The sequence below is a fragment of the Mesomycoplasma ovipneumoniae ATCC 29419 genome, from assembly GCF_028885435.1.
GTDB classification, from domain to species: Bacteria; Bacillota_I; Bacilli_A; order Mycoplasmatales; family Metamycoplasmataceae; genus Mesomycoplasma; species Mesomycoplasma ovipneumoniae.
Genome location: NZ_CP118522.1, coordinates 700,919 through 724,723, shown reverse-complemented (window position 1 = coordinate 724,723; position 23,805 = coordinate 700,919). Strand labels below are relative to the sequence as shown.

Below are 23,805 nucleotides of genomic sequence, written 5' to 3'. Positions count from 1 at the left end.
TTACCTTAAAACACAAAATATTTAATATTCCCAATTTTTCGATAAATCAGATAATTATAGAGAAAATTCGATTATTAATTTATTTATTTATTATACATTATTTATGGTTATTTTTCTAACTTTTTTAGCGTTTCCAGCTTACTTTTTTACTTTTTTTGAATTGTCCAAGAATTATTTTGAAAGATAAAATGGATCTAAACTAGAAATAATAAAAAATGGCTGATTTATCGCCTTGTTTTCAGAATCATTAGCTCATACTTTTAAAAATGGCATCATAGCCCAAAGGTTTTATAAAATATACAGTTGCTAAAAAAGCAAGTTGAACAATATGGGGAAAAGAAGAAATCAATAAAAATCTTTTAAATTCAAGATCAACTATTATAGTGGCTCTAAAAAATTCAATGCCTAATCAAAATATGAATAAAAGTAAACCATAATCAATGACAAAGTATATAAAATGGATAAAAAGAAAAACTTTTCAGTATTTTTCATCAATTTTTAATGTTTGATGTTGACTATTAAATAAAAAAACTTGCAAAACTATTTGGGCATAATATCTAGAAAAAATTCTACCAGGAATAAATATGTTAACTCTACTTTCAAATGTTGCGAGAATATTTTTTATTATTTTGTTAGGATCATTTTTATCAGTTTTACTTACCCCAGATCTAAAGTAAGTTACACGCCCTACAGCGAAATTATAATATTTATTATAATCAAGGTCTGTTATAAAATCAAATTTATTTTGCGGGTTTAGACTACCTAATTTTTGTTTTACTTTTTTGGCTAAATAAAAATGGAATACTTTTTGCAGAAAGCCACAAAAATACGTGTATGGAATATAAAAAATTAAATAAGTGCTTATTTCAAAAACCAGTGTAATAAAATAGTTATTAAAAATTTTAAGATATGGTGCTCTTAAAAAATCAATATTAGGACTTAAAATTAATGCTAAAATAACTACAAAAAAAGGTAACGAAAAACTTATCAAGTAAAGCAGTACAAGTAAAAAATAATGCTTTTTTTGCTTATTAGGATTAAATTTAAAAACTAAAAAAGAAAAAAGTCTAAAATACAAAGCATTAGTCAAAAACGGCATTTTTGAAAATTTTTTTGGAATTTTTAGATTTAGAAATTTTTCAACTGTTGATCAAAAATGCATTTTAAATTTCCTTGAATAAAGTAGTGTTAATTTATATAAAAGGTCTAAAAACTATATTGATTTACTTATAATTTGCCTTTTTTAAGTTGCTTAAAACTCAATTAAAGTAATTTTTAGCTTTCAAATAGTCAATATGTTGCTCATGTCTTTGGGTAATAAAAAAGTCTAGGAATAAAAACATAACCCATCCCAGCAAACATTAATGGCATAACAAAAACAACAGTACTTTCAAAAAGTTCTTTATAAAAATCCTCAGTATTTGTCTCTCTTCAAGTAACATATCCAAAAAACAGTCATATAGAGTATCATGAAAATATGAAATGTACTGTTGTAAAAATAAAATAGATAATCAAAAAATATTTTCATTTTTTTTGATTGATTTTTAATTCTGAATTTTCAGAATTAAATAAAAAAATTTGCAACATTATATGAGAATAATATCTGGCTACATAGCCTTCGTGGTATCATCCATAATTCTTTATTGACTTAATAATATTTTCAACACTTTGATCAGAATTATATCAATTCAGTGGTTCAAAGTAACGTGAATAAAGCTCTCTTTTACATGCAAATTTATAATATTTATCATAATCAAAGTTAGTTAAAAAATCGAATTTATTTTCTGGATTTAGTCGACCTAATTTTTGTTTCACTTTTTTTGTTAAATAAAAACGGAATATTTTTTGTAAAAAACTACAAACATATGAATATGGGAAATAAAAAATTAAGTAAGTAATTATTTCAAACAAATGTACTAAAAAATACTTGTTAAAAATTTTCAAATAAAAAAATCTTAAAAAATCACCATTATGACTTAAACTCAGTACTGAAACAAGCACAAAAAAAGGAAAAGGGTAGCTTATCAAGTAAAGTAAAATAAGAAAAAAATAATGCCTTTTTTGCTTGTTGGGGTTAAACCGAAAAACTAAATAATAAAAAAGTCAAAAATACACAAGATTAGATAAAATCGGAATTATTGAAATTTTTTTTGGTATTTTAAGATTTAGAAATTTTTCAACTGTTGATCAAAAATGCATTTTAAATTTCCTTGAATAATGTAGCGCTAATTTATATAAAAAGTCTAAAAACTATATTGATTTATTTATAATTTGCCTTTTTTAGTGTTTAAAATTCAATTAAAGTAATTTTTAACTTTCAAATAGTCGATATGTTACTCACGTCTTTGGATAATAAAAAAGTTGAGGTATAAAAGTAAACCCCATCCCAGCAAACATTAATGCTATAAGAAAAACGACACCACTTTCAAAAAGTTCTTTATAAAGATCTTCAGTATTTGGCTTGCTTCAAAGAAAATATCCCCAAAATAGTCATATAGAGTATCATGAAAATATGAAATGTATTGTTGTAAAAATAAAATAGATTATTAAAAAATATTTTCAGTTTTTTTGATTAATTTTTAATTCTGAACTTTCGGAATTAAACAAAAAAATTTGCAAGATTATATGAGAATAATATCTGGCTACATAGCCATGTTGTCAGTGATAAGTGTGTATTGACTTAATAATATTTTCAACATTTTGATCAGGATTATATCAATTTTGCCGTTCAACATAATGAACATAAAGTTTTCTCTGACACGTAAATTTATAATATTTATCATAATCAAAGTTAGTTAAAAAATCGAATTTATTTTCTGGATTTAGCCCGCCTAATTTTTGTTTGACTTTTTTTGTTAAATAAAAACTGAATATTTTTTGTAAAAAACTACAAACATATGAATACGGGAAGTAAAAAATTAAGTAGGTAATTATTTCAAACAAATGCATTAAAAAATACTTATTAAAAATTTTCAAATAAAAAAATCTTAAAAAATCACCATTGTGACTTAAACTCAGCACTGAAACAATTACAAAAAAAGGAAAAGGGTAACTTATTAAGTAAAGTAAAACAAGAAAAAAATAATGTCTTCTTTTCTTGTTGGGGTTCAACCGAAAAACTAAATAATAAAAAAGTCAAAAATACACAAGATTAGATAAAATCGGGATTATTGAAAATTTCCTTGGTATTTTAAGATTTAGAAATTTTTCAGCTCTTGACCAAAAGTTCATTTTATGAATTATGTAAGGAAATAATTGTTTGGAAAAGATCTATTGTAGCTAATACAATTGCAATTTTGGGGTTTACCCATCTTACCGGTTTTAGGGCAGCGGTTGCTGCTACTTGCACTTCGCTTAATCTACCCATTTGTTTCCATATTTCTCGTCCTGTCAATCCAAGACCAACATACGACGATACTCTGGAAAGAAGGTCAGGTCAATATATTTCTTTAATAGCATCTCAATTTTTGTCATACACAAGAGAATTATAAGCGTTTTTGTATTCAACTGAAAGCCATGTTAAGATCCCGCCTGCAATAGTGCTAGGTATTACAGATGGCCATATTCAGGCTAATGCATAAGCCACTGCAAGACCGTAATTTACTGCAGCAAGCACGGCAGTCTTAATGTGTTCTTGCAAAAGTTTATCCGCAAATTCTTTCATTTTTAAATTGGTAGCGCTCTTAGAAGAAAAGGATTGAGGCTTAACAAGTAAATCTTGATTTTGAATTTTGTTATTTTTTGAATTTTTTGAAGCAAATATTTTTTCTATATTATCGGCGGTAACACCGCCTCTTAGTAATTTTTCCTTAGCAATTTTCTCCAAGTTCAAATTCGGGTTTTGTGAAACTTCATCGATATAATCTTGAAAATCTTTTTCAAATTTTGAAAAATCCTTAATCCGTTCTTCAGTATTTTCGTTAGTAGAAGAAAAGGACTCGGCATTTTTTTGTTTTAAAGCTGAAATTACTTCCAGAGATTCGGATTTTAATGCTTTAGAGAAAGTTATGTCAGATATATTTTTATGATTTTCGACAGTTTTTTCATTAATACTTAATATTAAAAAAGGTAAAGTAGCAACTGTTGTAAAGGTTGTTATTCCAAGGATAATTTTAAATTTGGATAATTTAAGCATTTAAAGCCTCCTTAAATTTGTAGTTAAATAAAATTATACTATAATTATATTAAAAAGGCTGATCAAATTAATACTACTTGTAAACTTTTTACCGTCTACTTTGATTTTCTTATTAAATATTATCATATATATGTTTAAATTTGTCTAAATTTGTATGAAAAATGCAAAATTGGAATTTTTAACCCTTTAAATTCAGCAATTTTGACGTATTTAATTTTGTCTTTAACTGTGAATTTGTATTGTTTCATTTTGGCGCACTTTTTTGAATGTGTCAAAAATTAATATGCTAATTAAAAAAATTAGGCAATAATTTTTTTAATTTTTTCAACAAGATCCTTACTTCGAAAGCCAATTTCATCAAGAATGTGTTCTGCAGGGGCTGACATTCCAAAGGTATCATGACCAAAATTATATTTTGCATGTGCTTTTCAACCAAAAGTAGAAGCTAATTCAAGTGAAATTGCAAAATTTGGATCTCAAATTGGTGTATTTTGTCAATTTGATAGCGATATTAAATTTAGGTCTAACTTTTGAGCGACTTCTTTTGCCAGTCCTAACTCACTACCGGTAGTAATAATTGCTCATTTTGATTTACTTTTTTGAGCTAAGTAGGCTCCAAGTTTGAAATTATCCTTTGATTCAGTAAATGATTTGATATTTTGGCGAGTTAAAATTATTGCACAAGGTTTATCTTTGCTTTCAAGAGCAAGTTCGTAAGCTCCTTTTAGTTCATTTTCATCACCAGGACGATAGACAGCAAAATTAGGAACTGATCTAAGCATTGCAAGTTGTTCAATTGGCTGGTGGGTCGGTCCATCTTCGCCAACCATTAAGGAGTCGTGAGTAAAAATGTAAGTTACTGGCAATTTCATTAATGATGAGAGTCTTAAGGCAGGCTTTAAATAGTCAGCAAAGACAAAAAATGTTGAAACAAAAGGGCGTAAAACTGAATGAAGGGCAATTCCATTTGCAATTGCACTCATTGCAAATTCGCGAACACCAAACATTAAATTTCGACCTTGATAATTTTGGTCACTAAAATAACCATCTGATCCTTTTGCTTTTGTTGAAACTGATAAATCAGCTGATCCACCGATTCAATAAGGAACTTTTTTGGAAATATAGTCAAGAATTAAAGACGATGTTGCCCGGGTTGCCTGATTTTTAGGAAGGTCTAAATCAATTTCCAAATTAATATTTTGCCCTTTTTGTAAAAATTCTTCAAGTTCTGGCGAAATTTTAAAAGCTTCTTTTTTAGCTTGAGTTCTTTTTACAAGTGTTTTTTGCCAATGTTTGCTAATTTCTGGGTCAAGATAAAAATCTTCTTCGTGTTTTCATTTAAGATTTTTCTTTAAATTAACAATATCGCCTCCTAGCGGAGCACCGTGAACTTCGGTAGTGTTTTGTTTAGATGAACCTTGACCAATAACAGTTTTGATTTCAATAAAACTTGGTCTTCGGGAAGCTTTTGCCTTCGAAATTGCTTTTGAGATCAATTTTACATCATCTTTTGGAACTAATTGGTAAAATAAACCTTGAGATTCAATTCGTTGTTTCATATTTTCGCTAAAAACAACGCTTACTGGTGAGTCAAGTTGAATATCATTTGAGTCATACAAAACAATGAAATTTTTAAGTTTTAAATGTCCCGCTAGTGAAAGTGACTCATAGGAAATTCCCTCCTGAAGATCACCATCCCCGCAAATTACATAGGTGTAGTGGTTAATTTCTTTGAATTTTGCATTTAAATGTGACTGAGCAAGAGCCATTCCAACGGCCATTGCAATCCCTTGGCCAAGTGGTCCAGTTGTTGCTTCAACTCCAACAGTGTGACCGTATTCTGGATGTCCAGGTGTTTTTGAATTTTTTTGCCGAAAATTCTCAAGATCTTCTTTTTTTAATAAACCTAAACTATATAAAAGTGCATAATAAAGCGAAGATGCATGACCGGCAGACAAAACAAAACGGTCGCGATTAATTCAGTTTGGATCACTGAGGTCAAAATTTATATGATCACGAAAAAGTGCATAAATCATTTTTGAAGCACTAATTGCAACGCCAGGGTGACCAGAATTTGCTTTATTTATTGCTTCGTTACTGTGAATTCTTAGAGAATTTACACTTAATTCTTCAAGATATTTAAACTTTTTTTTGAATTTATCAACTTTTTCTTTAGATTCCAATTCTGCTGCATTAGTTATTTTAGTGTCGTTATTCATTTTATTGTCCTCCTCTTGAAACGTATTTCCCTTCTTCAGTTGAGACAACGATAATTTCGTCTTCTTTAATAAATAAAGGAACATCAATTTCAAAACCAGTTTCTAATGTTGCTCTTTTTGTTGGATTTGTTGTTGTATTACCTTTTACGGCATCAAATGTTGAGGCAACTTTTAATTCAATTTTTGGCGGAAGTTCAATATCTAAAATTTCATCATTAAATTTACGCAATTTTACCTTAACACCTTCAGATAAAAAATTGAGTTCTCAGGCTATTTTTTCATTATCGATACTAATTTGCTCATAGGTAGAATCATCCATCAAAACACTATTTTGACCTTCATTATATAGAAAAACCATTGTAATTTTGTCAATACGAGCTTTTTGAACTCTTTCACCACCTGAAAATGTCTTAATAGTGGTTGCTCCTGAGCGAAGATTTTTAACTTTTGCTTTTACGTTCGCTTGTCCGCGACCTTGTTTTGAATGTTGTGCTGAAATTACGACAAAAATTTCACCTTCAAATTCAAAGGTGATTCCAGGTCGAAATTCATTAACATTAATCATCTTACCGCCTCCTAAACTTGAAATAATAGCTATTATACCATAAAATTACATTTTAAAAAGCGATTAAATTTAAAAATATAAAGTATATTAAATTTAAAACAGCAAAAACACTATAAAAACAAGTTTAGTAATTTATATGCTTTTTAAGTGTATTTTTTTAAAAAATTTGGTAAGTATAAACCTAACTAGAAAACGGGAAAAAATTGGTCTGTTTGACCGCCTGAGTTTAACAGTTTGATGGCAAAAATTCACTTTTTAGTCAATTAAATTCACAAAAATACCCGTAAATCCGTTTTTTTTTGACACTAAAATATTAAGTTTTATTATTTTAAAATTAACATTCTGCAAAAAAAAAAAAAAAAATGTTTGGTTTAAGAAAAAAATATGCTATAATAAATCTCACTTAAGAATAAATTAATAAATTTTGATATTGAATTAAGGGGGAATTAGTTATGTTTTTGCCATAAAAAAATCAGAAAATGTGAATTATCCATTATGTTTTTAATATAATGGAATGCCTTAAATTTAACCGTTTAGAAATCTATAAATTTAAGGCTTTTAATTATTGTTCTTTCAAAACTTCATATATTTTTTTTAGGCTCAATTTAAATAAAAACGAGTTTTCTATTTGCATTGAGTTTAAATAGTAGTTGTATTTTTTTATGATTTTTGTTGTTTTATCCATAAATTGATTTTTGCCAGTGTTTTAAAATAGGTAATTAACTTTTGTCAAAAAAATTGAAAAAATGCTATAAATTACAAGGTTTTTTTGAGAATATTATGTGTTTAACTAATCCAAATACAAAGTAACGTAAATAAGACACAAAAGATAATACAAACTGTAAGTGTCAAGCAAAAAATCGTTGAAAATGTGATTAATAAAGTCATCAGGGGTTTTTATTGATGTTGGAAAATCAACATACATAAAATTTCAGTCGCATTTGTAAGTAAAATAGATGGCATCTCCTGAAGATTCAATGGTAATATCCAAAACCTTAACGCCATCACGGTCAGAATATCTTTTTAGTGAAAGTTCCATTGCAAGCGGTGTATACATTTTTCGGATTTTCAATCTGTCACTGGATTGTGGATTAAAAACCTTGTTAAATTCTTCGTTTTCAAGTTTGATTTTGTCTTTTTGAGAAAGTCAGCCACCTGGTTTTAAAAGCTTAAAATCAAATGCCTTTTCACCTAAAATTGAAGTATCAATTTTTAAAATTCCAGTAAAACTTTGCTTTGTTACAGTTTCTTTTTTTCTTTTTTCTTCTCATTGTCAGTGGACATTTGTAAAACTAACATGGAATTTTTCATCAATCAATAATTCTTTCAGAGGTCTAACTTCACTAATTCAAGCCTTTGATGAGCCAATGATTTGAACAGGAGTAAGATTGCTAATTTCATTTTTTGAAATTAGAATGTTGTTGCTAGGTTGGTCATTAAAACCTAAATAATCCATTCCTTTATCTAAAATTGAAAAGGCAGTTTTGTAAGCATCTTCTGGTCTAAAATTATCTATGAGATCTTTTGAAACTTCATTGGTGATTTTCCTAATTTCCCTTTTTTTGATTCCTAAGTAAAAAGTAGAAGCAATTGCAATTATTCCGGAAATAACTGCAAAAATGATGCCACCAATCACTAGCTTGTATTTGATAGCAACATAAATACCAGCCGGAGTTAAAATGTATGAAATTAACGAGACAATATCAAGTTTTTTTGCCACTCTTTGTATTTCAGCAAGTTTTTCAAGAGTCTTTGAATGTTTTTTCTTGATAATTTCGTCTAATTTAGGCCGAAATTCCTCTTTTGCCTTGTTTTTATAGTCTTCAAATTTAAAATAATCACTTATTATTTTCATTTTTACTCCTTAGTTAATTTTAAAAGGAATTATCATAAAAATACTCTTTTTTAGTCCGGTTTTTTAGTTATTTTTAAATAAAAACAGCTAAAAAATGCTATAAATTACAAGGTTTTTTGTTTTTTCACTTATAAAGTTAAAGTTTTTTAGACTTTTAAAATGCGGTTTATTATTAGTTTGGCTAACAAAAAATTAGTGGACTAATCAACTTAAATTAATATAAAAAAATAAGACAAATAATCTCAAAAAATCTGAAGAATTAATTTAAGCAAATATTTCTTAGATTTAAAAGGATATTATTTGTCTAAAAGTGTGTTTTTTAAATTTTATATTGTTTGAATTGTAAATTCATTGAGAAATTATGTCTGTTTTTAGGATGCTTTTTTGCAGTGGTTGATTTTTAATAAAAAATTAAAAATCTTTGAATGATACATCTTGGCGATTTTGGTTGCTTGCGCTAAACATTGGGTAGGTTGTTAAATTCATTGAAGATGCAACAATTGAAGAAGGAAAGACAAAAATTTCGGTGTTAAAAGAATTAACATTACTATTATAAAGTCTTCTTGCAGCCGCTAATTCTCTTTCTAAATAGGACGTTTGCTCAATTAATTCTTGATAAATTTTTGATGCTTGCAATTCAGGGTAATTTTCACTTACTGCAATTAGTCTACCAAATAATGAATTGTTTAAATTTTCAATTTCTTGTGCATTTTCTATGTTTGATTTTAAACTTCGTAATCTTGTAATATCGCTTAAAATTGATTTTTCATATTCACGATATGAACGAACTTGGTCAGCTAATTTCAATAAAGTTGCACTACGTTGCTCAAGTTGAACCTCGATTGTACCTGCTGATTCATTGATTAAATTCTGTTGGCGCATAAAATTATTTTTTTGCGAAATGTAATAAATTGGACCAATAAATAAAAATAAAGTCCCCAAAGTTCAAAATGCAACTTTAGCCGCTGTTGAAACAGTCGGTTTTTTGGAGTCATTATCAATTCGAGGCTCAAATCCTTCGATATTTCCAGCATTTTTAGGGTTGTATAAATTTGACATTTTTTTCCTTTAAATATTAATTAAATTACAAATTATACCATATTTTTTTCAAAAACTTCATATTTTTAACTAATCCAAATACAAAGTAACGTAAATAAGACACAAAAGATAATACAAACTGTAAGTGTCGAGCAAAAAATCTTTGAAAATGTGATTAATAAAGTCGTCCGCTGTTTTTATATGTGTTGGAAAATCAACATACATAAAATTTCAGTCACATCTGTAAGTAAAATAAATCGCATCCCCTGAAGATTCAATGGTAACATCCCTAACTTTAACACCATCACGGTCAGAATATCTTTTTAGTGAAAGTTCCATTGCAAGCGGCGTATACATTTTTCTGATTTTAAATCTGTCATTTGATTCCGGATTAAAAACCTCGTTAAATTCCTCGTTTTCAAGTTTGATTTTGTCATTTTGAGAAAATCAGCCCCTTGGTTTTAAAAGTTTAAAATCAAATGCCTTTTCACCTAAAATTGAAGTGTCAATTTTTAAAATTCCAGTAAAACTTTCCCTTATCACAGTTTCTTTATTTCTTCATTCTTTTCATTGTCAGCGGACATTTGTAAAACTAACATGGAATTTTTCATCAATCAATAATTCTTTCAGAGGTCTAACTTCACTAATTCAAGCCTTTGATGAGCCAATTATTTCAACAGGAGTAAGATTGGTAATTTCATTTTTTGAAATTTGAATGTTGTTGCTAGGTTGGTGATTAAAACCTAAATAATCCATTCCTTTATCTAAAATTGAATAGGCAGCTTTGTAAGCAACTTCTGGCTTAAAACTTTCTAGAACGTCTTTTGAAACTTCATCGGTGATTTTCCTAATTTCCCTTTTTTTGACTCCTAAATAAAAAGTAGAAGCAATTGCAACTATTCCCGGAATAACTGCTAAAATGATACCACCAATTCCTAGCTCGTAATTGAGAGCAACAAACATAGCAATCGCAGTTAAAACGAATGAAATTGACGAGACAATATTAAGTGTTTTTGCCACACTTTGTATTCCAGCAAGTTTTTCAAGAGTCTTTGAATGCTTTTTCTTGATAATGTCGTCTAATTTAGGCCGAAATTCCTCTTTTGCCTTGTTTTTATAGTCTTCAAATTTAAAATAATCATTTATTATTTTCATTTTTACTCCTTGGTTCAATTTTAAAAGGAATTATTGTAAAACATTCTTTTTAATCCACTTTTTTAGTTATTTTCCAATAAAAATAGCTAAAAAGTGGCTAAATTAGTGAAAAATTCAGTCAGCTAGTTTTTATATCTATGGTCTTGATTTTACCACTTTTATCAATTTTTGTACTATTTTATTAGTAATTATTGCACTTTTTCCTTTGATTTTACAATAAATATACCATGTAAATTTTCAAAATCCAAAAATATAAAATTTTTTTGCACTTTTGCATTAATAATTTAAAAATTAATAGTATAATATTGTAATTTCAAATTTAAATTAAGGCGTCTGTAAAATCTTATTGCTTTATTTAAATTCTTTGTTTTTCAAAGCAAAAAAATAAAAAACAGACCAAGAAAGGAAAAAAATGTTCAAAAATATAAAAAAAATTGCAAAATTAAGGCTTCTTCCAATAGCTTCTGTGCTGCCAGTTTTTATTGTCTTATCATGCCAACACAATAACCAAACAGCTCCTGAAACTAAAAAAGGTTCCCAATCTAGTCAAGAAGACAAAACTAAACCAGTAAAAATGGATACTCAAAAAGAAAAAACAACAACTAGAAAAACCAATCAAACAATCGACTTTCATTCTGCTCCATTTAATATTCCAAAAAAAGATAATGTCAAAACTCGAACCTTATTATTTCCAGCTGCAAGAAGTGAAAATAGGCTAAATAGTCAAGGTGTTTTCCGTTTCCAATTGCATCACTCACCGGTAAAAGGAGTTACAGGAAAATGAAGTGCCTATGCTAGCGAGGTAAAATCATTAAATGACAATACTTTAGTTGATCCTTTGAAAGTTAAGGTCGCTCGTACAACCGCAATTGAAGGTGATAATATTGAATTTCCGTTAGTTTTTAACTGAGATGAGCAAGATCAAAAACTAGAAAAAGGTAAATTTTACACATTTATTTTCTGAAAAGATGATGGTTCAGAAAAAATTGTTTTTAAACCAGAACATGTTGAAAATAGTAGAGATACTTTTCAAGCAATTGAGTAAAATTTCAAAGTTTTTCAAAATAAAAACCGCATTTTAGCGGTTTTTATTTTTGCAAAAAATAAGGGAAATTAAATATTGAGTCTGACAGTTTGATGGAAAAAATTTGCTTTTAGTGAATAAAAGTATGCAAAAATACCAGTAAATCCGGGTTTTTGATCTAAAATCTTAATTTTTATTATTTTAAAATAAGCCTTTTGCAAAAAAAAAAAAAAAAATGTTTGGTCAAAAATAAAATTATGTTATAATTATCGTCACTAAGAATAAATTAATAAATTTTTAATATTGAATTAAGGAGTAATTAGTTATGTTTTTTGTCTAAAAAAATCAGAAAATGCGAATTTTTCCATTATATTTTTAAATATGATGGTATGCCTTAAATTTAACCGTTTAGAAATCTATAAATTTAGGGCTTTTGGTTATTGTTCTTTCAAAACTTCATATGTTTTTTTAGGCTCGCTGCAAATAAAAACGAGTTTTCTATTTGCATTGAGTTTAAATAGTAGTTGTATTTTTTGATGGTTTTTGCTGTTTTATCCATAAATTGATTTTTGCCAGTGTTTTAAAATAGGTAATTAACTTTTGCCAAAAAAGTTAAAAAAGTGCCCAAAAACTGGACACTTTTTAAGATTATCTCAACAAACTGGCAAACTCGGGAAAACAAGAAAAAATTAAATTATTTTGTTTATTAAAATTAGTGCATTTTCTGCTTGGAATTCAATTGGTTTTTCAATTTGTCCTGATATTAATATGGCATCAAATGGCTTAAAAGGAGCATCATTAATTTTTCCATGACCAGAAATTATAATAATTTCGTACCAAAAAACATCATTTTGGGGGAAAAGTAAAAATTTTTGGTTAATTTTTACTTTTTCAAGGTTAAAAAATTTATTTTTAACTAGTGATTGTTGACTTTTTTTGTTGTCATGAATAATTTTTGGGCTTAATTTTGGATTTATCGCTACCTTTGCAAGTTCAAAATGAAGCTCTCTTTTTTGTCCGTTAGTGTCAAGTCGGTCAAAGTCAAAAATTCGAAAAGTTAAGTCTGAATTTTGCTGAATTTCATAAACAAGGGCACCTTGAGGAATAGAATGAATAAGACCGGCGCTAATATAGGCGAAATCATTTTTTTCAAGATCACAAAAATTACAGTGTTTGTCGATATTTTCGTTGTTAATTTCTGTAATTTTCTCAGCAAAATCATTTGATTTTGCACCAATTATAAAAGGATCATCGCCTTTGTTTAGCACAAGTCAAGCCTCATCTTTGCCAAAAGAATTCAATTTTTTTGCTAATTTATTATCAGGATGAACTTGGAGACTCAGTTTTTGACCAGCATCAATAATTTTATGAAGATTTGGGTAAGTTTTATGTGGATAAAAGCCAAAAAATTTGCGGTTTTGGGCAAAAAATTCGTCTAAATTTTGCCCACTGACACGCGAAATACCGTGTTTTTGTGCTGAAATTAGTCAGAGTTCACCAATTTTTTGGCTAGATTTTAACTGATTTTGTAAATTTTGCCCCGCTCATAAAGTATTTTTTTGGTATGGTTCAACAAAAACAAAATAATCTTTCATTTAGTTAGACTGACCTAATTTTTTGTTAAAAACATCATTTCCGATAAATGCTGATAAAATAAGTCCTAAAATTCCCATAACTAGTAAAAATACGCCATAGACAAAACCTTGACTTGGTACCGCTTCTTTTTTGGCAATTGTTGCGTTAATAAATTCTTGGTGTGCGGTAATATTTAAACTAATAAGGATAATTCCAAAAATAAGCACAGCTAAAGACAAAAAAATCACAATATAAAACAGTTTTTTATTATCTATTTTCTTAATTTTCATTATTTAGCTCCTTTTTTGTGATTTCTTCGGGTTAAATTGCTAAAAATATTAAAGTTTCGATCCTTTCAAAGCCCATAAATTAGTGCGGTAGTAAAACTTCCGACAATAACTGACAAGAAGAAAAAGGCAATTCCAAGACCAATTCCGTGTTTTATTGAACCAACAGCACCAAGAATTGCAACAATTGGTCCGCCATGTCCGGCTTGATTTGTAACAGCAAGAAGTCCAGCAAGTCCACCAGCAACTGCAGAACCGATAACATTAGCACTAATTACCCGTTTTGGATCAGCGATTGCAAAAGGAATAGCACCTTCAGAAATTCCAATAAATCCCATTATTATCGCTGAAAGTCCGAGTGATTTTTCCTCTTTTGTAAATTTTCTACGTCAAATTAAGGTTGTAATTCCCATTCCAATTGGCGCAACCGGTATTGCTGCTGCCATCATTCCCATTGGTTCATAAACTTGAGTTGAAACAAGAGCGGTTGAAGTTAAAAAAGCAACCTTATTTACTGGGCCACCCATGTCAAATCCGGCCATTCCGCCAAGTAAAAGACCTAAAAGAAAGGCAACTCCAAGACCAATTCCGTCTTTGTTTTCAAAAACATGCTTTAATCCAGCGATTAATTTATCAAGCACTCAACCAATAGGAGCGCCAATTAAGAAAATTACAACTAGAGATCAAAATAGGCTGACTCCAATTGGAATTACAAAAATTGGTAAAATTGCGCTTAATGATTTTTGGATTTTTAGCGAGTTAATGAATTTAACACTGTAACCAACAAGAATTCCAAAAATTACTGCGCCAATAAATCCCATCGGTGTCTGAACAGAAATTCCGCCAATTCCATAGAATAAATCGTTCGTATTACCGACAGTTGCAACAATAAATCCTGGTGCAAGAGCGGCCCGTCCGGCAATCGAGTAGGCAATGTAGCCACCTAAAACACCGATCATTAATTTAAAGGCAATTACCCCAATTTCGAGCATTCATCAGAGAAAATCACCTTTTGGTGCTGCCTCAGCATTTCCATAAATCGCTTTTCCAATTCCTAGTGAAAGGGCGATCATAATTCCACCAAAGACAACATAAGGAATCATGTAAGAAATTCCGGTGATAATATGTTTAACAATGCTAGTGCGGCTTTCCTGATTTTGGGTTTGTTTTTTTTGTTTGTTATGTAAAATTGGTGCTTTTTTTGCTTTTTGAATTACATCTTCAGTTTCATGGATTGCAGCTTTAGTGCTTGTAAAATAGACCTTTTTTTGGTCAAAAATTGAGCTGTCAATTTCAAGATCGCTGGCAACTATGACAAATTCGGCCTCTTCAATATCTTCTTTTGTTAAAACATTTTTAGGTCCAACTGACCCTCGAGTTTCAATTTTGGGGATATAGCCATTTTGTTTTAGTCCCATTTCTAATTTTTCAGCTGCTAAATAAGTGTGAGCAATTCCAACAGTACAAGATGTGATTCCAACAACTTTTTTTGCATTTATGGGAATTTTTTGGGAATTTGTCTCGTGATTTTCCATCTGGTCTTTTTCAAAAATAAACTTTGAAATGTTATCAAAAATAACATTTTCATCTTTTGATAAAATTATTTCTTTAATTTCGGGATTAAGAATAATTCGTGCAACTTTTGCTAAAATTTCGACTTGATTTTGTTCAAAACCAGACTTTGGCAGCAAAATACAAAAAATAAATTTTGCCTTAGAGTCATCAAAATTTTGCCAATCAAGCTCAGATTTTAGACTTAAAAACAGCAGTGCTGGCTTTTCAATAGCACTACTTTGAGCATGAGGAATTGCAAAATTTGACTCAAGTCCGGTAGAAATTTCATTTTCACGAGCCAAAAGATCGTCAAAGATTTTATTTTTTTCAGTTCCAATTCCAAGATTGACTGCTTTTTGAGCAATAAATTCAAAAACTTCTTCTTTTGAATTAAGATCTTGATCTAAAAAAATAAAATCTTTTGAAAAAATACTCATAAAACCTTCCTTTCTTTTAATTTTATATACTTAAATAATCCATTATTTAGTTAAAAACAGAAGAAAAATAAAAATATTTTTACAAATTTGAAGTTTTTTATGAATGTTTTTCAATTACTCGTTTCATTCTTTAAGAATTTCAAGGTTTTTCTTGTAATTTTCTTCGTATTGCTCAGAAATTAAATTAGCAACACTGAAAAAAATAACATCAGAAATAAATTGTTGGTTAATTTTTGAGGAGATCGAAATAAAACGGTTTTTTTGTTCAAGTGTTTGGTAAAAAATTAAATTTTTTTTGGGAATATCGATTTGTTTTTTTGCTGTTATTACAATAAAATTGTCGTTATTTTCAATAAACTTTTTAATAACAAAATTAATTTCTTTTGTCTTACAAGATTTTGAAAACAAAATTTTTAGCGCTTGAGGTTGAACGCTAACTAATAAAAAATTATGAAAATCACGAAAACTAACTGAATTTAGCCCCAATTTTTGTAAATTGATTGCTAATTCACTGGCTCCAATTGAAGAAGAACCGGCCCCATAGATAAAAATTTTTTTGCTCTCGATAATTTTGCGGGCAAAATCTTGGATTTTTTCAAGGTCAACAAGCTCTAATGTCTGAACTAGTGAATTATGATAATATTTATAAAGCTGTTCGATAATTAGCTTGTTTTTATCAGTTTTTTGCTGATTTTTTACTTTATTTGAAATTTGTGCTGAATTAAGGAATAAATAATAAACATGAAACTGCATTTCTTTAAAGCTAGAAAAGCTTAATTTTTTTGCTAAATTTGAAATGAGTGTTATTGAAGATTGGGTTTTATTTGCTAATGATTTTAGATTGGACTGATAGAAAAATTGTGGATTTTCCTCTGCCAATTTAATAATAATTTTTTCAGTTTTAGTTAGAGATTCAACAATTTTTTCGTCAAAGAAAACACTTTTCATAAAAATTAATCTACTTTACTTATAAAATAAAAAATGAACAAGTCCTGTTTTTGGTTTTAAAAAACAGGACTTGTTAAGTGAGAAAATTAAAAAAATGCTATAAATTCTTAGGCTTTTTCCTGAATTGGGCCTAGACCGATAAGATCGCCTTTTTCAATAAAACTAATTGAAGCACCACCACCAGTTGAAACATGACTAAAAGCATCACCTAATTTTTCAGCTTCAATTGCGGCAACTGAATCACCGCCACCAATTACGCTGTAGCAATTTTCAAGTTTTGAAATTACTTTTGCAATTTCACGAGTTCCGGTGGCAAAATTAGAAAACTCAGCAACACCAAGAGTTCCATTTCACAAAATAGTTTTTGCATCTTTTAAATGTGATTCAAATAATTTAATAGTCATTGGACCAATATCTAAACCTTCAAGGTCATCTGGAATTTCAAGTGGATTTTTTTCGTTATAAACCGGGGCTACATCTTCAAATTTATCAGACAAAGCAGCATCAAGGGGTAAAATTAATTTATCAGAGTACTTTTTAATCAAACTTAGGGCTAAATCAATTTTGTCTTCTTCAACAATTGACTTTCCAATTTTGTATCCAAGGGCTTTTTTGAATGTATAACCCATTCCTCCACCAATTAAAACTTTGTCAGCTTTTTCAAGTAGAGTTGAAATTATCCCGATTTTGTCAGAAATTTTTGCCCCACCAATAATTGCATAAAAAGGCTTTTGTGGTTCGAAAACAATTTTTGACAGTGCATCAAGTTCTTCTTTTACAAGATAACCGATTGCTGATTCTTTGATGTGAGTTGCAATTCCGACATTAGATGCATGAGCACGGTGAAGTGTCCCAAAGGCGTCATTTATAAAAACATCACCTAATGAAGCTCAATATTTTCCAAGTTCTGGATTATTTTTTGATTCAGCTTTGTTTTCAAGATCTTGGAATCTTGTGTTTTCAAGCACTAAAATTTGTCCGTTTTCAAGTTGATCAATTGCTTCTTCAACTTCTTTGCCTCGGTTTTGAGCAACAAATTTGACTTCTTTTTGTGAAATTTTAGCTAATTCTTCGGCAACAATTCGTAGTGACTTTTTTTTCAAATCTTCAGGGGTTTTAACCCTACCAAGGTGTGATAAAATTATAAGTTTACCACCATCAGTAACAATTTTCTCAATGGTTTTTAAACTCGCGGTAATTCTTTTTGTTGAAGTAATTTTCCCTTCAAGAATTGGAACATTAAAATCAACACGTAAAAGAACTTTTTTATTAAAAAATTTAATTTCATCAATAAATTTTTTAGTTTTATAGGTTGGTATCATTCTTTATTATTTTCCTTTAAAAAAAATTAATGTTACGCTTAAAATTATAAACTAATAAATTAATATATCTAAAAAAACTCGAAATAAATTTTGTCTTATGAATTTATAGCTTTTTTTGGCTCATAAGTCCTTTAAGGTTTTATCTAATATTCCTGCAAAAAAAAAAAAAAAATGCTTGCTCTAAAAAAATTTCTGTTATAATATGACTCACTAAGAATAATTAATAAATTTTGATATTGAATTAAGGGGGAATTAAGAATGTTTTTGCCATAAAAAAATCAGAAAATGCGAATTATCCATTATATTTTTAAATATGATGGAATGCCATAAATTTGACCGTTTAGAAATCTACAAATTTATGGCTTTTAGTTATTGTTCTTTCAAAACTTCATATATTTTTTTAGGCTCAATGTAAGTAAAAACGAGTTTTCTATTTACATTGAGTTTAAATAGTAGTTGTATTTTTATGATTTATGTCAGTGTTTTAAACTAAAAAAGCAGTTTAAATATTTCATAATTTTGCTTTTTAAGCTAAAATTTTAGCTTTTTTAGTTTGTTTTATTTGATTAATGAGTAGATTTTTCTTTTTATGAGTCTTAGATTTAAAATTTAGTGTTTTGCTTTGATAGTTATTTTTCCTGATTTTCCTAGTTTGATGGCAAAAATTAAGACAAAGCGTTGAATTTATACTTCAAATCAGCAAATCATGTTTAAAAATCGCGATGGTGTTCCTAGTAACCCGAATATTTAAAATAGGTTATTAACTTTGACAAAAAAGTTAAAAAAGTCCGAAAATCACACACACTTTTTTTAAGATTTTCTCATCGAACTGCGAAACTCGTGATAAACTAGTAAATTAACATATCTAAAAAAACTAAAAATAAATTTTGTGCTATGAATTTATAGCTTTTTTGTCTTATAAGCCTTTTAATTTTTATTTTTGCAATTTTTTTGTTAAATGAAAAAAAATGCAAAAAATAATATATAAAAAATTAAAATATGCTTTAAAATTATAGTATAATTTTCAAAAAGGCAAAAAATCAAAACTAAAATGTAAAAACAGAAAAATTTGTGAAAATAACATTAAAATTTATTCGTTTTATGTTAAAATTGAAATAGATTTTGCGTTTGTTCAAAAGCAAAATTTATTTTTTATTAGTATAATTACAAATTTTATTCTATAATTTACATTACTTTAAATATAAAGATCAAAAAGAAGTCGCTAGAAAAATGAACAAAACCAAAACGTTAAGATTTTATCTCACAGAGATTTGTGACGAGTTTCACAATGAAAAAGACTGTTATTATAGGCTAAAATTCGCAAAGGAAACCGTTGGTCTTTTTAACTCTCTAGTTGATGTTTTTCTAAAAATTGAAAGTCTTAAAACACCAGTTCGGCTTTGAGTTTTGCGTAATAAGAAATTTGGATCTGTAATTTCCTTTCCTTTAGCGATTAATTTTAGGTCACTTAGTCAAGAAAAAAAAGAACAATTTATAGCTAAAATTTTGGCTGATGACCCGAATTTCAATCTAAATGAATCAACTCAGCCAAATCAAAAAACTAGTCAACCTAAAAATTTAACTTTGCACCAATCACAAGATTTTGATTTACAAAGTTTAAAATCTAAATTAAACAAAGAAAAACCAAAAACCGAAATTTTAATTACTGAAAATGAGAAAACTATCGAAGAAATTCTCTATGCATTAAAACAAAATAACACCGATCACCCAATTGAGTGTCCAGTTTGTGATGATGAAAATCATCTTGAAGAGCTTAATAGTGAATGTCCTTGTCATTTAGTTGAGCTTGAAATTATTGAATCAGCAGATGATTTAGACCAAGAAGATGACAAAAATTCTTCTTTAGTTAATTTAGAAAACTCAGAACTTTCAGCACAAAAGACTCATGAATCTAATTTAGAAGAAGATTCTGAAATTTTAGAAGAATTTGACCAAGACGAAAACCAAGAAGATGACCTTAATTCATCAGAAGAAAATGAGCAAAATTTAGCTAAAATTTCACCAAATTTAGTTTTTAATCAAGATATTTCTGATGAATTTGACAATGAGTTGCTTGAAAAAGTTGACTCAGTAAGTCAAGCATTAGTTAAAAAAGTCAGTGACCATGAATTTGAAGATGAATTTTTAGAAAAAGATAATCACTCTGATCATGATCAGTCCGAAGATCAAATTTATTCGTCAAAAACAGCTAATAATTTTGCTCAAGAAGAAAATCACCAAATTCATTCAGAATATTGCGATTTTTCTCCTGAAAATTCAGACTCATCTCATTCTTGTCAGACTTGTGGACATAATAAAAGTTGTTCTTGATGTCAAAGATACCGCACTTATTTAATTGAAGCCAAAAATTGTCCAGCTTGCCTTGATAGATTTAAGCAAAAAAATTTTGACTATCTTGAAAAAATTTCCCAACTAAGACTTCCAGCCCATAATATTGTTAGCTTTTCCAAAAAAGAACCAAAAATTTGCAAAACTTGTGTTCATAATGCCCTTTGTTCTTGGTGTCAAAGATACCGCACTTATTTAAATGAGGCTCAAAATTGTCCTAAATGTAAAGCACTTTTTGAAGCTAAAAATATTAGTGTTAGACAAAAAATTCGTGAACTTTCACATCCGAGCTATCCCTCTTACTTATTAAAAAACCCTTATTTTAGCAAGTGTGTTGCTTGCAACCATAATGCAACTTGTCCTTGGTGTCAAAAATATCGCACCTATTTACTTGAAGCCAAAAATTGTCCAGCTTGCCTTGATAAATTTAAGCAACGAAATTTTGACATTGACGCTAAATTAAATTTACTTCGTGATAATTCATATTTTAGTCATTTAGCTTCATTAAAATCAACTGTAAATTGCAAAGCCTGCAACCATAATGCAACTTGCCCTTGGTGTCAAAAATATCGTACCTATTTACTTGAGGCCAAAAATTGTCCATCCTGCCTTGCTAAATTTAAGAAACAAAATTTTGACCTTGATGCTAAGATAAATTTACTCCGAAGCAATTCATATTATAATAATTTAGCAAATAATATCAAATGTAAAGCTTGTTTTCATAACGCATCTTGTCAGTGATGTCAAAAATATGCAACTTATTTACTTGAAGCCAAAAATTGTCCAGCTTGCCTTGCTAAATTTAGAGCGCAAAACTTTGACCTTGAGAAAAAATTAAAAGAACTAAGAACAAATGATCTCCAAAAATTAACCTCATTAATTTGGCAGCAAACTTATAATTCGCCTTGTCCAGCTTGCAATCATAATTTCTTCTGTCCAAAGTGCCGCAAATTAGCTGCTTATTATCGTGAAGCTCGCAAATGTCAAGCATGTCAGCTAATTCTTAAAAAGAAAAATATCGACATTGAACAAAAAATTGCTGAACTTTCATTTTATCCTTATTATGAATCACGAGCACTTTTAAGATATAATTTATTTGAGTCAGATGCACTTTTTAATCAAAATTGTTCCTCTTGTTTACATGTTTATTCTTGCCGTTTTTGTCAAAAGTATCGCACTTTTTTACTTGAGGCCAAAAATTGTCCAGCATGTAAATACCTTTTTGCCAAAAAGGGAATTTCAATTGACTATTTATTAAAAGTAATTAATTTCTGAAACCACCCTGATAGTTTCAATCACGTTGATCCACTTTCAGTTTTAAAACACGGACGCCCAATTGTTCATGAAAAAATTGTTGAAATAGTTGATATTCCTAAAATTGAAATAGTTGAGCCTCCCCGAATTGAAATAGTTGAAATTCCGCAAATAGTCGAACCTCCTAAAATAGTTGAGCCAGTTCTTGATTATTCTTGAGTCAAAATTCACCCTTATTATCCACAAATTGGGACTTTTGAACTAAATAAATTTCCAGCAATTATCCCATTATTCCAAGGAATTGTCTATCAGGCTTTCTTAGATCTCAACCGTGGCGATCACAGTTCAATCGTTGATGATGAATTATTTAACACAAAACGTGGCTTTGGTGGTTATAATGTCCAATCATCTGGCGGACTTTCAGTTGGACTTGGTGATTTAAGTGTTGACGAGGCTACTCGAGTAATTGCCGCTTCAACTTCAAGCGTGGATGAAGATGAAGAAATTATTATCGTTGCAACCGAAAAATCAACAATTTGAGGTCTTCCTTCTTATGTTTTATGATTTATCGTTTTTGCCTTGATTGCTGTAATTCTTGTTGTTGTGATTATGTTTATTTTATACGGTGCTGGTATTATTTAAAAATTTTACTTTGTTCCACCATTTATATAAACTCCTTTTTCTTAAAAAATTTAGGAAAAAGGAGTTTATATTTTTTTTAAAAAGTAAAAAGCTGAAAAAAATAATTAAAAATAATTGTTTGTCCTGAGTTTACGGCTTGATGGCAAAAATTTACTTTTTTTGTGAATATAAATATGCAAAAATAACGGTAAATCCGTGTTTTTGAGGATAAAAACTTAATTTTATTATTTTGAAATTGACGTTTTGCAAAAAAATTTTTAAAAAATGCTTGGTCTAAAAGAATTTTAAGTTATAATTAGTCTCACTAAGAATAATTAATAAATTTTGAAATTGAATTAAAGGGGGAATTAGTTATGTTTTTTGTCATAAAAAAATCAAATAGTGCGAATTTTCCATTATGTTTTTAAATATGATGGAATGCCTTAAATTTGACCGTTTAGAAATCTACAAATTTAGGGCTTTTAGTTCTTTCAAAACTTCATATATTTTTTAGGCTCAATGTAAGTAAAAACGAGCTTTCTATTTGCATTGAGTTTAAATAGTAGTTGTGTTTTTTATGATTTTTGCTAGTTTTTTAACTAAAAAAGGTAGTTTAAATATTTTATAATTTTGCTTTTTAAGCAAAAAACCCCTAAAACCAGACACTTTTTTAAGATTAGCTTATCAAACTGGGAAACTGTGGATATACACCCTTTTTCTTAAAATTTTTAGTAAAAGAGATTATATTTTTTTAAAAAGTAAAAAACTGTAAAAAAATAATTAAAAATAATTGTTTGTCGAAAATAAAAAAATAATATATAATATTTTAAATAAAGTAAAAAGGGGCTATTATGGACTTAGATATTGTTGTTTTGATAATTTCAGCATTAACCCTAGTTTTAGGTCTTTTTTTTGCAGTTTTTTTTATTTACAACCATATAAAAACACTGCATAAAAACAAGGTGAATCGTAGTTTTGTTGATTTAGGCATATCTACACAAAGAAAAATAGTTTATGAACTTTATTTTGCAGTTAAATATTTGTCAAAAAATAAAGTCGGTGCAATTATCACTTTGCAACGCAACATTCTTCTTGATAGCCTCCGTACTGACGGGGTAAAAATTGATTCTTTAATAAATTCCTCGCTTTTAATCGCTATTTTCCAAAAAAGTTCGCCATTGCATGATGGGGCAGTTATTATTGTTGATGACCGAATTTTGTATGCCTCTACATATTTTTCGGTTTCTGAATCAACACTTGAAGACCGATATGGCGCCCGACACCGGGCTGCTTTAGGTATTTCTGAGGTTTCTGATTCAATAACAGTTGTTGTTTCAGAACAAAGTGGTGAGGTTGTGATTGTTCGTGATGCAAATTTTTTTAAGGTTACAAATCTTGAAACTTTTACTGAAGTTTTAACAAAAGAACTAAATTCAAGTCAAACAAATACTGCTAAAAAATAACTTT

The 23,805-nt window shown here is 28.6% G+C and carries 17 protein-coding genes; 3 read left to right on the top strand and 14 right to left on the bottom strand.

The annotated features are described in order from the left end of the window. Positions 1-247: 247 nt before the first annotated feature. From PWA39_RS02630 to PWA39_RS02590, 9 genes are all read right to left on the bottom strand, one after another. The gene (locus tag PWA39_RS02630; RefSeq protein ID WP_069099518.1) at positions 248-1,162 is read right to left on the bottom strand and encodes a hypothetical protein; all 915 of its coding nucleotides are present in this window, start codon (positions 1,160-1,162) and stop codon (positions 248-250) included. Between the two features lie 113 nt (positions 1,163-1,275). Next, positions 1,276-1,815 carry a hypothetical protein gene (locus tag PWA39_RS02625; protein ID WP_274827422.1) on the bottom strand — a complete coding sequence of 180 codons (540 nt, stop codon included), beginning with the start codon at positions 1,813-1,815 and terminating at the stop codon, positions 1,276-1,278. 495 nt (positions 1,816-2,310) lie between these two features. Then, positions 2,311-2,949: a hypothetical protein gene (locus PWA39_RS02620; protein WP_274827421.1), complete on the bottom strand. Its 639-nt coding sequence runs from the start codon at positions 2,947-2,949 to the stop codon at positions 2,311-2,313. 283 nt (positions 2,950-3,232) lie between these two features. Further along, the gene (locus tag PWA39_RS02615) at positions 3,233-4,135 is read right to left on the bottom strand and encodes a hypothetical protein (protein ID WP_075949683.1); all 903 of its coding nucleotides are present in this window, start codon (positions 4,133-4,135) and stop codon (positions 3,233-3,235) included. A 299-nt stretch (positions 4,136-4,434) separates the two neighbouring features. After that, on the bottom strand, positions 4,435-6,354 hold the full coding sequence (locus tag PWA39_RS02610) for a transketolase (protein ID WP_240534040.1): 1,920 nt from the start codon (positions 6,352-6,354) through the stop codon (positions 4,435-4,437). Position 6,355: 1 nt separating this feature from the next. Next, complete coding sequence (gene efp, locus PWA39_RS02605; protein WP_044283931.1) at positions 6,356-6,919, bottom strand: elongation factor P; 564 nt, start codon at positions 6,917-6,919, stop codon at positions 6,356-6,358. 790 nt (positions 6,920-7,709) lie between these two features. Beyond that, on the bottom strand, positions 7,710-8,774 hold the full coding sequence (locus tag PWA39_RS02600) for a DUF3137 domain-containing protein (protein ID WP_069099521.1): 1,065 nt from the start codon (positions 8,772-8,774) through the stop codon (positions 7,710-7,712). 411 nt (positions 8,775-9,185) lie between these two features. Continuing rightward, positions 9,186-9,833: a LemA family protein gene (locus PWA39_RS02595; RefSeq protein WP_069099522.1), complete on the bottom strand. Its 648-nt coding sequence runs from the start codon at positions 9,831-9,833 to the stop codon at positions 9,186-9,188. 69 nt (positions 9,834-9,902) lie between these two features. Further along, positions 9,903-10,967, bottom strand: a complete 1,065-nt coding sequence (locus tag PWA39_RS02590) for a DUF3137 domain-containing protein (protein ID WP_069099523.1) — start codon at positions 10,965-10,967, stop codon at positions 9,903-9,905. Between the two features lie 412 nt (positions 10,968-11,379). Here PWA39_RS02590 and PWA39_RS02585 point away from each other — a divergent pair, with 412 nt between their 5' ends. Next, the gene (locus tag PWA39_RS02585) at positions 11,380-12,012 is read left to right on the top strand and encodes a hypothetical protein (RefSeq protein ID WP_069099524.1); all 633 of its coding nucleotides are present in this window, start codon (positions 11,380-11,382) and stop codon (positions 12,010-12,012) included. 668 nt (positions 12,013-12,680) lie between these two features. Here the strand turns inward: PWA39_RS02585 and PWA39_RS02580 are convergent. From PWA39_RS02580 to PWA39_RS02560, 5 genes are all read right to left on the bottom strand, one after another. Continuing rightward, positions 12,681-13,586, bottom strand: a complete 906-nt coding sequence (locus tag PWA39_RS02580; protein WP_069099525.1) for a type I phosphomannose isomerase catalytic subunit — start codon at positions 13,584-13,586, stop codon at positions 12,681-12,683. Further along, positions 13,587-13,856 carry a hypothetical protein gene (locus tag PWA39_RS02575; protein WP_069099526.1) on the bottom strand — a complete coding sequence of 90 codons (270 nt, stop codon included), beginning with the start codon at positions 13,854-13,856 and terminating at the stop codon, positions 13,587-13,589. Further along, on the bottom strand, positions 13,856-15,844 hold the full coding sequence (locus PWA39_RS02570; protein ID WP_069099527.1) for a fructose-specific PTS transporter subunit EIIC: 1,989 nt from the start codon (positions 15,842-15,844) through the stop codon (positions 13,856-13,858). Before PWA39_RS02570 ends, PWA39_RS02575 begins: the two co-directional genes overlap by 1 nt. Positions 15,845-15,958: 114 nt before the next feature. Then, entirely contained in the window at positions 15,959-16,792 is an 834-nt protein-coding gene (locus tag PWA39_RS02565) for a MurR/RpiR family transcriptional regulator (protein WP_069099528.1), read from the bottom strand. Positions 16,793-16,899: 107 nt separating this feature from the next. Beyond that, positions 16,900-18,114, bottom strand: a complete 1,215-nt coding sequence (locus tag PWA39_RS02560; RefSeq protein WP_069099529.1) for a phosphoglycerate kinase — start codon at positions 18,112-18,114, stop codon at positions 16,900-16,902. A 1,230-nt stretch (positions 18,115-19,344) separates the two neighbouring features. Between PWA39_RS02560 and PWA39_RS02555 the strand changes: the two genes are divergently transcribed. Then, positions 19,345-22,359 carry an IMCp domain-containing protein gene (locus PWA39_RS02555; RefSeq protein WP_069099589.1) on the top strand — a complete coding sequence of 1,005 codons (3,015 nt, stop codon included), beginning with the start codon at positions 19,345-19,347 and terminating at the stop codon, positions 22,357-22,359. An 830-nt stretch (positions 22,360-23,189) separates the two neighbouring features. Continuing rightward, the gene (locus PWA39_RS02550) at positions 23,190-23,801 is read left to right on the top strand and encodes a diadenylate cyclase (RefSeq protein ID WP_044283912.1); all 612 of its coding nucleotides are present in this window, start codon (positions 23,190-23,192) and stop codon (positions 23,799-23,801) included. Positions 23,802-23,805: the final 4 nt, after the last annotated feature.